The following is a 13,803-nucleotide window of genomic DNA, read 5'->3' as shown; positions in this document are numbered from 1 at the left end:
ACCGGTAACAGGGCTGACTATTTCTGCTACTGTCAAAAATGAAAAGATAAACATCAAAATTGAATGTCGGATAACTTTGTGCTATGTTAACTTTGTATTTGTAAAATAACCTCTTAATCTTTTTGTCTCAATGAAATACACATTATTGCAACTACATTGGATATATTTGTTGGTAGGCTGTCTGTTTCTTTGTCCGGCATATGCCTGGTGCACTACTTCCATTCTTTCTCTAAAGGTACAAAATAAGGTGGAGCCACTTGCTGTCGAAGATAAACATCCGGTATTCAGTTGGCAGATGCAATCGGATGAAGTGGGACAAAAGCAAACTGCCTACCGGATAGTCGTCACACGTAAAAGCGATAACCGGGTGGTGTGGGACAGTCGTAAAGTCGATTCGGATATTTCTACCCAGATAAAATACATGGGAGTGGCATTGCAGGCTGAGATGGCCTATGACTGGAACCTGACGGTCTGGGATGCACAAGGTAAAAGTTATACGGCATCTTCCTTTTTTGAAACCGGATTGATGAATCCCCATATTTCGGCCTGGGACGGTGCGGAATGGATCGGCTCGAAAGAGTTGATACTGGATGCTGCGGCTACCAACTATTTTATGATCTCGACCCGGTTCAAATTACTCAAGGGGGATAGGGCTTCGTTCATATTAGGGGCAAACGACTTTCGCCTGATCGATTCTTTTCAGAATGCTGATAACCTGCAAGGGGAAAACTATGTGCGTGTCGAATTGGATCTGTCCGGTGTAGGTAGTGCTCAGGGGGCAGCTTTACATATTTACCGTGTCGGCTATGCGAAATCCGACCGTGCCGATATTCCTTTCCTGACTGTTTCCGCAGAGAAATATCCGGAAACCAATATCAACTCCCTTTTTACATCAGACAATAAAAATACGGAACATACGATAACCGTAAAAGTCGAATCCAGCAATCTCACTTTTACTATCGATGGAAAGGCATTGACTACCACTGCTGCCTCCGGAAATACACCGGCTCGTTTTAATGTCGGTCCCTGGGGAGATACACATGACCAGAATACATTACCGCATCTGGCCTCGATCGGCTTTGCGGCTATGCCGGATTGTGAGGTCCGTTATTCCGGTTATCGGGTGCAGAACTGCGGGCGTAGTGAAGATAACGTAACTTTTGATAAACAGCATTATAACATTTTTGAAACATTGCCGAATGTCCGTGTGGAAGGAGACGATATTCTTGTCCGGAACGATACGGAAAAGATGACAATAGGGTATGCCGATCCAAGTCATGGCGCTTTGACGATGCTGCGCTCTTCATTCTCGACCCGGAATGGGAAGAAAATGACCCGGGCAAAATTGTATGTGACGGCTATGGGTGCTTATGAGTTGTTTATGAATGGGAACCGTGTCGGCGAAGATTGGTTTGCACCCGGTAATAGCCAGTACCGGGAGGTGTTGGGCTATTATGCATATGATGTTACCGACCGGTTGGCGGAAGGTGATAACTGCATTGCTGCCCGGTTGAATCCGGGGTGGTATACCGGCTATATGACCTTTACGATGCCTAATTTTAATTTCTTTGGAGATCACGAAGCTCTGTTGGCCCGCCTCGTCATATCTTATGAAGATGGAAGCGAACAGGTGGTAGTGACCGATAAGGATACCTGGAAGATTTACAAAGAAGGGCCGGTCCGCTCCGGTAGTTTCTTCCATGGGGAACGTTATGATGCGAACCGGGAACCGGCTGTAGAAGGGTGGACTACTACGTCCTATAACGATTCGGCATGGGGGCAACCGGATATCATACAAAAAAGAGACTGGATACATTTTGATATCGTATCACGCTACGATGATCCGGTACGCGTCCGTGAAGTATTGACTGCCAGACAGGTTATGCCGGTGCATAGTGCCGATAAGCATACCTATGTATATGATATGGGGGTGAATATGGTCGGTGTTCCGTCTGTGACTATTCCGGCAGGATGGCTGAAAAAAGGGGATATTGTTATCATGCGTTATGCAGAACAGCTCTATCCGGGTTTAAAGGGAGATGATGCCTGGTATATCGGTGAATACGGGAAGAAGGGAAGAAATATAGCCGGCCGGCCGTTGCATGAAACGATGCGTGCTGCGCTGGTTTCTGATTTTTATATTGCGAAAGATGATGGGGAAGTGACTATCCGGCCTTCGACGACCTACCGGGGCTATCAGTATATACAGATTACGTTGCCGTCTCATTCGGGGGCTTTACCCGTCAGCAGTGTGAAGGGATTGGTCCTTTCTTCAGACAACTTGCCTTCCGGAAAGTATGAGGCTGTTACGGCTGATGGCAGGACAGGTAAACTGGTAAATCAGTTATTCAGAAATATACAGCGTAGCCAGATGGGTAATTTCTTTACGATCCCTACCGATTGTCCGCAACGGAATGAACGTATGGGGTGGACTGGCGATGCACAGGCTTACACGCGTACAGCTACTTACAATTCGGATGTACAGAATTTCTTCCGGCAATGGATGGTGACCTTGCGGGCAGACCAGGGAGTGGGTAGTGCTACAGAAGCTCCGGGTGGAATAGGCAGTACGGTCCCGACTTATAACCTGGCAGACGATACGACGTTTGCCGATGGTACGACTTGGGCTGCTGCTGTCTGTATGGTGCCCTGGCAACTCTATATCCAGTATGGCAACAAACAGGTCATAGAGGAAAATATGGAAGCGATGATGGATTGGTTGAACGGTATGGATTTTTATGATTTTAGTGAGACCTATCCTCATTTGTCGAGCAAAGCAAGCGGATTGTCTGACTGGCTGGCAATGGACCCGAATACTCCTGCTGATCTGGTTAATAATGCTATTTATATGTATATGATGGAAGTGACCGCTTGTATGGCCGATGCGATCGGTCGGGCAGACTATGCGGAGTTGCTCCGTGAGCGCCATGCCTTGGTAAAAGAGGAATGGAATAAGGCATATGTAGATGAAGCCACAGGTAAAACCAAAAATGTAGACGGAAAACTGGTTCATTCACAGTCTTCTTATGCCACACCGCTGAACTTCAATTGTTTTTCCGATAGGAACAAGGCCAGGGCGGAAGCCTATTTGGCAGAATTGGCTGCTAATCCATCTGCCAGTGGTCTGGGTGACGCCAGCTATCCGGCTTATACGATTACGACCGGTTTCTCCGGAACACCGAATATCCTGCCTGCATTGAGTCGTTCCGGCCATGTTAAAGAAGCATATCGGATGTTTACCTGTACTGATTTTACATCCTGGTTATATCCGGTTACTAAAGGGGCTACTTCTATTTGGGAGCGTTGGAATGGTTATGAAGTCGCCTTTGCTAAAGGGCATAGTAATGCTATGAATTCATTCAATCATTTTGCTTTAGGTGCAGTCGGACAATGGATGTATGAATATCAGCTAGGTATTACAAGCGATTACGGTCAGGGAGAAGCCGGATATAAGCATTTTGTTCTGCAGCCTTCAGCCGGTGCCGATTATCTTTCTTTAGCAGGAAGTTATGTCTCCTGCTACGGTGTTATCCATAGTGCCTGGACTGCCGATGGGAAGGGTACATTGACCGGTTATCGCGCGACAGTGCCGGCAAATACGACGGCAACCCTTTATTTGCCTGTCTCTGAGTCTGTTTCTGATTGTAAAGAAATTAAAGGAGTGAAATTTATAAGAAAATCTTCTCGTAATGGAATACCTGTTGCTGTTTATGAACTGGAATCCGGCTCTTTCGAGTTCCTGGTACAGGGCGGTCAGGTAGAGGTGCGTTAATAGTCTTATTCGGGTTTTAGCTGTGTGTCGTATGTGATTCTTTCTGATAGGAGGATCTGGTAAAATAAAGATAGAGCCGCAGCCCGGTAGTCTGGAGAAAGTAGATTTTGATGTATACACAGCAAAAGGGACAGTACATTTTTATTCGCAGGGAAAGAAAGGGAAACGGACCCTTCGGTTGAAGATCCCGGATACAGTGTCTGTCGAATTATGGCTGGATGCACGGGAAGAAATCAAACTACCGTTCTTACGGACTGAGAAAAATGGAATCAAAGTATATAAGATGGAAGGTCAGGAAAAATACGAACTTCATTTGAAATATACTTGATACGTATCTTTGCATGACAAAGAATAATTTGTTAACTAAATTCATTAGGAGATGAAAAAGGATAAGATTATTAGGGGGATGGTTATGGTGTTTTTATGTTCTGTAAACATCTGTGGACTAAAGGCGCAGGAGAAAGCCGAAGAGTGTGTGCCTGCGGATTTGAAGTGCGAGCATCTGATTGCTCCGTTAGGTATCGACCGCCAGGCTCCGCGTTTTTCGTGGCATCTGGAAGATAGCAGGGACGGAGCCGTTCAAACAGCCTACAGGATCACTGTAGGAAAAGATTCTGTCGCTTTGTCCAAAGGAAAGAAGATCCTGTGGCAGGAGAAAAAAGCAGACGGGAAAACGATGGCTGGTTATAAGGGGAAAGCCCTGGAGCCTTTTACGAAATATTATTGGAGTGTTACTGTTTGGGATAAAGACAAGCGGGAATCCCGGAAAGTAATTTCTTCTTTTGAAACAGGTATGTTGACGCCTTCAAACTGGAAGGGAACATTTATTTCAGATGGACAGGATATAGAGTCCCGTGAGACTCCCTATTTCCGGAAAGCTATTCGATTAGACAAAAACGTCCAATCAGCAAGGGCGTACATAGTGGCAGCCGGATTATATGAACTATCCATTAACGGGCAGAAGGTCGGTGACCATTTTTTAGATCCGGCTTTTACCGATTATGACAAGCGGTTATTGTATGTTACGTATGATGTCACCGATCTTTTGAGTAAAGGAGATAATGCCGTGGGGATAATTCTCGGAAATGGCTGGTATAACCATCAGCCGGTTGCTGAATGGTCCTTTGATAAAGCTCCATGGCGTAAGCGTCCTTCTTTCTGCCTGAATTTGCATATAACATATACGGACGGGACGAAAGAGATTCTGGCATCCGATGAAAGTTTCAAGGTGAAAGGCGGTCCCATTACATTCAATGCTATCTATGTGGCGGAAAATTATGATTTCAGAAAGGAGTTACCGGGTTGGAATACCGTATCTTATGACGATTCATCCTGGAAGAATGCAACGGAAGTCGCTATCCCCTGCACGAATATAACCTCTCAGGTGATGCATCCGATCCGTATCACGGAATATTGCAAACCGGTCGACCTGAAGAAAATAAGCGATACACTCTATCTATGTGATTTCGGGCAGAACTGGTCAGGTATTACGAAGTTCACAGCGAAAGGCATACCCGGCACAAAGGTGAAAGTACGTCATGGAGAACAACTGGATTCCCGTAGAAAACGATTATTCGACGATAATAACACCCAGTTTTATCAAAATGTAAATGAACCGTTGAAGTATGGCGTTCATCCGGAAGACGAGCTGTTCCAGACGGATGTATTGATATTGGATGGCAATACGAATGAATATATGCCCCGTTTTAATTATAAAGGGTTCCAATATGCAGAGATATCTTCGGATAAGCCTTTGCATCTGTCGACAGAAAATCTTACTTCTTATTTTATACACACGGATACTCCGGTAAACGGCTCTTTTGAGTGTTCCGATGCGTTTGTCAACAGATTATTGAAAGCGACCAACTACTCGTATCTGTCGAATCTGGTCGGATATCCGACAGATTGCCCTCACCGGGAAAAGAACGGTTGGACAGGCGATGCCCATCTGGCGATTGAAACAGGATTATATAGCTTTGACGGGATTACATTGTATGAAAAATGGATGGATGACCATCGGGATAATATGTATGACGGAGGACGGTTGCGCTGTATTATTCCTTCCGGTGGTTGGGGTGGTGACATTGCCGACTGGACATGCTCAATGACCATTATTCCCTGGGCTTTGTATGAGTTTTATGGTGACCCGACCTGCCTGAAGGATAATTATGAAGCCATGAAAATGCATACGGATTACTGGTTGAAAAAGTATCCGGAAGGACTGATCAGTGATTATTGCCTGGGAGATTGGGTACCTCACAAATCTGTCTCAGATAAGAAATTGACAGCTTCGATTTATCATTATAAAAATGCGGATATCGTTTCCCGTACTGCCAAACTGTTCGGTTTTGAGAAGGATTATGAGTATTATAAGGCAGCGGCAGAGAAAATAAAGAATGCGATCAATGAGAAGTTCCTGAATAGGGAAACCGGTATTTATGCCAACGGCTATCAGACGGAGCTTAGTATGCCTTTATATTGGGGTATAGTCCCGGAAGACTGTAAAGAAAAGGTTGCAGAACAGTTGACCAAACGGGTAAAAGCGGACAAAGATCATTTGGATGTGGGTATTATGGGATGTAAAACGATCCTTAATGCATTGACGGAGACGGGAAATGTAGAACAGGCTTACCGTATGGTAACCCAGCAGGATTATCCTTCATGGGGAAACTGGTTACGTCAGGGGGCGACAACCCTTTACGAGAATTGGGATTATAACGGCCTTGCCTGGGGATATTCGCAGAATCATATCATGTATGGTGAAATTGGAGCATGGTTCTATAAGGCATTGGCGGGGATTAATGTCGATCCGCAGAACCCTGGTTTTAAGAATGTGATCCTGAAGCCTCATTTTGTAGAAGAACTGACCTATGTAAAAGCTTCTTATAATTCTCCTTACGGGTTGATAAAATCAGCCTGGGAAAGAGTGGGTGATAAAGTTATTTATAAAGTAACTGTGCCTCCCGGTGCAACGGCTACATTACATCTGGAAGGAGAGAATACTCCTAAAGAATTGATTGCAGGTACTTATAAGTTTGAGGTAAATAAATAATTACGGATATGAAAGGCATTTATTTAAAAGCATTATTTGCGTTTGTCTCGCTGTTAGCCGTTTCGTGCAGTACCCGTTCGTCGTTGGATATCGATGGTTTGCAGTGTGAGAACTTAAATGAGCCGTTGGGAATCGACAATACCTCTCCTCACTTCAGTTGGGTGTTAAACTCAAAGGAACAAGGTGCCGAACAAAGAGCTTATCAGATACTGGTCGCTTCGGATAAAAAGTATTTGTCGGAAGGAAAAGCAGACCTGTGGAATTCGGGAAAGATGGAGTCAGACAAATCCAATGGGGTTTTATATCAGGGTAGTCCTCTAAGTTCCAGGAGCTTTTCCTATTGGAAAGTGCGTGTCTGGGACGGAAAAGGGAATGTGTCCGTATGGAGTGAACCTGCTTGTTTTGGAGTGGGATTGCTGCATCCGGAAGATTGGACTGCCCGGTATATCGGTATGAACCAGGCCGAAGGCCAAATGGAATCGCCGCTATTCCGGAAAACATTCCAATGTAATACACTTGGAGAAAAGATGTTGCTCCATGTGAATTCGTTGGGTTACCATGAGGTATATGTCAATGGGAAACATGTCGGCGATGCTGTATTGACGCCGGCTGTCTCCCAGTTCGATAAACGTTCCCTGATCGTTACTTATGATGTTTCCGGACTTGTTCAGAAAGGTAGTAATGAGATTGTTCTCTGGTTAGGTAAAGGCTGGTACCGCGACGGACTTCCGGGCGTTGTGGAAGGCGGTCCGTTTGTCCGTGCCCAGCTGGAAAGCAGAGACGAAGGAGATTGGACTACGGTTTTGGTTACGGACGATTCCTGGCTGGCTCGTAAAAGCGGTTATGTCTCGACAGGAAACTGGAGACCGCATCAGTTTGGCGGGGAGGTTGTAACGGCTTCCGAACTGCTTCCCGATTTAACTGCTTCTACATTGAATAGCGTTGAATGGGAAAAAGTAAAAATAGCTTCGATACCGGTCCATAAGGCTACGCCGCAAATGGCAGAGTTGAACCGGATTCAGAAAGAGTTCCATCCGGTATCATGCCAGGCATCCGGTGATACCGCCTGGATCTTCGATATGGGAACGAACTTTACGGGGTGGACGAAAATAAAGTTTCCGGCATTGGCTTCCGGTCAGAAGATACGGATTAGCTATTGCGATTTTCTGAACGAAGAAGGGCAGTTCAGAGACAGACTTTATGAAGATTATTACATCGCTTCCGGTAAAGCAGGGGAGAGTTTCGTTAATAAGTTCAATTACCAGGCCTATCGGTATCTGAAACTGACGAATCTGAGTGAGGCTCCGACGCTAACCGATATAACAGCTTGCCTGGTTCATACGGATTATAACGGAAGTGCCTCTTTTAGTTGTTCGGATGAAGACTTAAATGCAATTCACGATATGATCCGCTATACACTCCGTTGTTTGACGTTAGGTGGGTATATGGTAGACTGCCCCCAGATCGAACGACTGGGGTATGGTGGCGACGGGAATGCTTCGACGCAGACCGTTCAGACAATGTATAATCTTACTCCTTTATACATGAACTGGATGCAGGCATGGGCAGATTGCATGAGAGAAGACGGAGGTATGCCTCATACGGCCCCTAATCCTTATATGGCAGGAGGAGGCCCGTACTGGTGCGGATTTATCATTACAGCTTCCTGGGCTACCTATGTAAATTATGGCGACAGCCGTCTGATAGAACGTTATTATCCTTATATGCAGAAATGGCTGGAGTATGTGGATGAATATACTGTGAACGGTCTGCTGAAAACATGGCCGAACACCGATTACCGGAATTGGTATCTGGGTGATTGGGCTACTCCGACCGGGATCGACCAGACAAATCCTTTATCGGTTGATGCCGTTGATAATTGCTATATATCGGTTTGCTATCAAACGATGTGTAAGATAGCGAATGTATTGGGTAAGGAACAGGATAAACAGGCGTATGCGGCTAAATATAAAGACCTGAATACGCTTATCCATAAAACGTTTTATGATCCCGGGCAGAAGAGTTATGCTACAGGTACGCAGATCGATTTGATCTACCCGATGCTGGTCGGTGCAACACCGGAAGATGAACAGTCTGATGTCAGAAATACTTTGTATCGTGTCACGAAAGACCGTTTTAACGGACATCTGGCAACAGGACTGGTGGGGATTCCTGTAGTAACCGAATGGGCTGTGAAGAATAAACAGGCCGATTTTATCTATGGAATGTTGAAGAAGAGAGAGTATCCGGGCTATTTGTATATGCTGGATAATGGAGCGACTACGACCTGGGAGCACTGGAACGGAGAGCGTAGCCATATCCACAATTGTTATAATGGTATCGGCTCCTGGTTTTACCAGGCTTTGGGAGGTATCAACCCAGACGAAGCGAATCCGGGATACAAGCATGTATTTATTCAGCCTCAACTGGTAAAAGGCATTTCATGGGTGAAAGCAGCGAAAGAAACCCCTTTCGGAATGTTAGATGTGAAATGGGAAAAGACGGACGTAGCCTTTACCCTGGATCTGAGTATTCCTGTTGGTTGTAAAGCTACGGTTTTGTTACCCGTTAAAGCCAAGAGTGTTTCGATTAATGATGTAAAGTCGGACAAATTGGATCAGTTGGAAATACAATCGGGGAATTATCGGATTACATGTGCTCTGTAGGAATGACAGGCAGTAATGAAATATCATTTTTATCAACTAAATTGTCAATTTTATAATTTAGAAGAAAGGCTTAACCTATTCTTTTGTACAAACGAATAAATCTTTAAGTATATGAAAGCACAAAACATTGTAAAATACTTATCCGGTGTTATTGCAGGAAGTGCCCTATCATTCGGTTTGGTTAGCTGTCAGAATACCAGCGTGCAAACGCAGGATTCTTTTACCACTATAGAAAAGGATTTTAAAGATCCGCCTGCCGATTTTAGAAGTGCCCCGCTGGCAGTCTGGAACAGTAAAGTGACCGAGGCCGAAGTAGAGCGTACGATGCGTGAGCTGAAAGAGGCCGGTTTCGGAGGTCTTTTCATTCATCCCCGTCCGGGTATGATCACTGAATATTTGGGTGACGAATGGTTCTCTCTCTATAAACATGCGGTAGAGTTCGGGAAAGAGATAGGTATGAACGTCTGGATTTATGATGAAAACTCCTATCCCAGCGGATTTGCCGGTGGCCATGTGCCGCAGGAAATGCCGGAATCTTATAACCAGGGCCAGGGATTGGCTTTGACAAAGGCTGAATTACTTCCGGAGGATACAGCCCCTTATTACATGTGTTTAAAAAAGGAAGGCGATGCCTGGAAAGATATTACAGCCCAAATGGCTGAATATAAAGGAACCAAAGGAGAATATTACCTGTATAAGAAAACTTATATGGGGAAATCGGATTGGTACGGCGGTTATTCGTATGTGGACCTGTTGGTTCCGGGAGTAACGGAAAAGTTCCTGGAAGTAACGATGAAGAACGGATATGAAAAGACGCTGAAAGGAGAATTCGGTTCATCCATTAAGGGTATTTTCTCTGACGAGCCGAATATTAGTACTCCGGGCGGACTGCGCTGGACTCCGGATCTGTTCGATGTCTTCCAGCAAAAATGGGGATATGATTTAAAACCGTTGTTGCCGTTGCTGGAAGAAGAGACCGGCGACTGGAAGAAGGTGCGTCATAACTATATGGAGACTTTGTTGCAGTTGTTTATCGACCGTTGGTCAAAACCTTTCCATCAGTATTGTGAAGAGAATAACCTGGAATGGACCGGTCACTACTGGGAACACGGATGGCCTTATATGAATGACGGACCGGATAATATGGCCATGTATGCCTGGCATCAGATGCCTGCGATCGATATGCTATTCAACCAGTTTGATGAGAAAAGCCCTGTAGCGCAGTTTGGTAATGTCCGTTCGGTAAAAGAATTGCGTAGTGTCGCCAATCAGATGGGATATTCACGTACGTTGAGTGAAACGTATGGTGGCGGTGGCTGGGACGAAACCTTCAAGGATTTCAAACGGCTCGGAGACTGGGAGTATGTCCTGGGAGTAAACTTTATGAACCAGCATCTGGCACATATGACTCTTACGGGTGCCCGTAAATACGATTATCCGCCGGTATTTACCTACCATTCGCCGTGGTGGGCCGATTATAAGTCACAGAATGATTACTTTGCCCGTCTGTCTTTACTTATGAGCAAAGGGGTTCAGCAGAACGATATATTGATCATAGAGCCTAATGCTACATTATGGAGCTATTATTCACATACTAAGAGCAGTCCGAAACTGATGGAAATCGGTCAGGCTTTCCAGACTTTTATAACGACTTTGGAAAAGAGCCAGGTAGAATATGATCTGGGTTCAGAGAATATTATAAAAGATCAAGGGACCGTTGCCGACGGTAAGTTCATTATCGGTAAAGCGGCATATACGACAGTCGTATTACCTCCGATGATGGAAACATTGAATAAGCCGACATTCGATTTATTGCAGAGCTTTGTGCAACAGGGCGGACGTGTGGTCACTTTCTCTTCTCCTTCCTTGATTGACGGTGCTGAGAATGCGGATTGGAAAACGATACTTTCTGCCCAGTCTGTAACTTCCGTTCCCCAGTTGACGGATGCAGTTATTCAGAATACATTTGCGGATGCAGATTGCCGGTTCTCGTTTAACGGAGGCGATTTATACCACCAGCGCCGTCAGTTTACCGATGGGGAATTATTGTTCCTGGTAAATTCATCCCTGGATGAAGCTGTGGACGGAACGGTTACTGTCAACGGGAAATCAGCTGTTCAGATGGATGCGATGAGTGGAAATATCTATACGTATCCTTCGACGAAAGCAGACGGTAAATTGACAATGAAGTTCCATCTGGAACCAGCCGGAAGTTTACTGTTGTATAGCTCCAAAGGTTCACAGAAGTCTTATCCTGAAATGCCGGCCGTTGCAGGCTCTACTCCGGTTCCGGCTGTTAGTCCGCTTCAGGTTAACCGTTTGAAGGATAATGCACTGAATATCGATTTCTGTGATGTGAGTGTCAATGGAAAGACAACAAAGAATGTTTACTTTGCACAGGCAGCCGATATCGTTTTCCGTGAATATGGTTTTGCGAATGGTAACCCCTGGAATACTTCCGTACAGTACAAGCGGAATATTTTAGATCGGGATACCTTTAAGAACGGTGGCTTTACGGCGACTTACCGTTTTACTGTAAACGATAAGTTCGATTATTCAAATATGAAACTGGTTTCGGAACGTCCTGAATTATTTACTGTTAAGATCAACGGCGAACAGGTGAAACCGATACCGGGAGAATGGTGGCTGGATCGTTCGTTCGGTGTTTATGCTATAGGAAAACAGGTGAAGACAGGTCTGAATACTGTGGAATTGAGTGTTAGTCCTATGAGCATCTTTGCAGAGATAGAGCCGGTTTATGTCCTGGGAGACTTTGCCGTTGTCCCGGAAAAGTTAGGATGGAGTATCAGTGCTCCGGTTGAAAACCTGACATTGGGTAGCTGGAAAGCACAGAAGCAACCGTTCTATTCCTGGGGAGTAAGTTATTCCAAAGACTTTGAGGTAGAATCTCTTTCAACCCCGTATGCTGTTCAGTTGAACGACTGGAAAGGAACGATTGCCGAAGTCTATGTCAATGATCAGAAAGCAGGTATTATTGCATACGATCCCTATCGTTTGGATGTAACATCTTATCTGAAGGAAGGTAAGAATAAGATAGATGTCCGGGTAATCGGCAGCCATAAGAACCTGTTAGGCCCGCACTATCGTAATCCGGCCCCGGGCCTGGCTTCTCCGTGGCATTGGAAAGGAATAGAAAAGCCTATTCCTGGTAATGAATATCAAATGATGGATTATGGTCTGATGACTGATTTCGATTTAGTACATTAGTACTTCTTTTCAGTTCGTTGGTGGAATTATTATAGTATTTGGAAGTTTCTCCGTATTGTTCAGGATGATGCTTTCATATTATGGATAGTTACGGATTGCTCTTTTTGTCGAAAGTTGGCCGTGGCATAATGCTTTTGAATATTCTATTATTGTGTTAATATGTTTGATATTTTAATGAATGTGTAACGGACGTGTTTTTCGGAATAATGCTTTTGGGTGATTTGTTGTTACAATAATTAACAAATTTCTTCATGGATCATTTTCTAAAACTCATTTTAAAGAAATTGTCACTTTGTTTAAAACGAATTTTTTTTTGTTTTAAACGAAGTGATGGTTTATTTAAGATGGGAAAAGTGTTAAAATAGGTTGCCTGAGAGATTGATTGATATTTTTTTTGTCTGAATTGTATGTTTATTAGCAGTTCTTCATCTCTAAAGTCTTAGTGGAACAGAAGGGGAAATAAATGATAAAAATAGCATTAGTCTAGGTTTATGTGGAATAAATAGATACAATAAGTGGGTAAATGTTGTCTGTATGTTCTGTTATTCTGATATTAGTGCTTCTGTTTGATAAGCCTGAACATCCGGAGAATCTCGTAAAATCCACCCATTCGATCCTCTTGGTGGTATAATCGCTCCATCATCGGTTTAAATAGCATTTTGATACATTGAGTATTCAATTTTTTGTTCATTTGTGTCTTTTTTCAAGGAATATCTTTTTAATGAAACAAAAGTTTCTATGCAATTGGTATGAATAAAACTTTTGGGGTAAATTGGGGATAAATTGCCTTTCTTATGATAACTTGCCTTGTCTGTTTTTTTAAGAGCCTGAAAGACAGCAAACTTCTTTTATGTAACTAATATACAAATTGATATTATTATGTAGTAGAGAAAATAGTGTTAAAATGCTGAATACTAAAAAAATACGTAATTATCGTAGTGACTAAAAAAATCGTTCCTTTTTTCTCGCCATCAAAATTAACAATAAATTTTAAATCTGCAATACATTTTGATTTTTTTCTCTAAACCTATATGTTTTTTTATCAATTGAATAACAAAACAACTACGATTTCAATGTTCAATCAA

General features: G+C 43.8%; 5 protein-coding genes. All 5 read left to right on the top strand.

Translation table 11 applies throughout. The annotated features are described in order from the left end of the window. Positions 1 to 130 precede the first annotated feature (130 nt). The 5 genes from DWW23_RS12430 (at position 131) to DWW23_RS12410 (ending at position 12,718) form a co-directional block, all read left to right on the top strand. On the top strand, positions 131 to 3,772 hold the full coding sequence (locus DWW23_RS12430) for a family 78 glycoside hydrolase catalytic domain (RefSeq protein WP_122353613.1): 3,642 nt from the start codon (positions 131 to 133) through the stop codon (positions 3,770 to 3,772). A gap of 178 nt (positions 3,773 to 3,950) precedes the next feature. After that, on the top strand, positions 3,951 to 4,100 hold the full coding sequence (locus tag DWW23_RS26715; RefSeq protein WP_233564329.1) for a hypothetical protein: 150 nt from the start codon (positions 3,951 to 3,953) through the stop codon (positions 4,098 to 4,100). 51 nt (positions 4,101 to 4,151) lie between these two features. After that, positions 4,152 to 6,824, top strand: coding sequence for a glycoside hydrolase family 78 protein (locus DWW23_RS12420; protein ID WP_122353612.1), 2,673 nt, complete (start codon positions 4,152 to 4,154; stop codon positions 6,822 to 6,824). 8 nt (positions 6,825 to 6,832) lie between these two features. After that, positions 6,833 to 9,490, top strand: coding sequence for an alpha-L-rhamnosidase (locus DWW23_RS12415; RefSeq protein ID WP_122353611.1), 2,658 nt, complete (start codon positions 6,833 to 6,835; stop codon positions 9,488 to 9,490). Positions 9,491 to 9,601: 111 nt separating this feature from the next. Beyond that, on the top strand, positions 9,602 to 12,718 hold the full coding sequence (locus DWW23_RS12410; protein WP_122353610.1) for a glycosyl hydrolase: 3,117 nt from the start codon (positions 9,602 to 9,604) through the stop codon (positions 12,716 to 12,718). Positions 12,719 to 13,803 lie beyond the last annotated feature (1,085 nt).

Source organism: Parabacteroides sp. AF14-59, from assembly GCF_003479515.1.
GTDB classification, from domain to species: domain Bacteria; phylum Bacteroidota; class Bacteroidia; order Bacteroidales; family Tannerellaceae; genus Parabacteroides; species Parabacteroides faecis.
The sequence above is the reverse complement of the archived record's forward strand: the minus strand, read 5'-3'. Positions and strand labels throughout refer to the sequence as shown.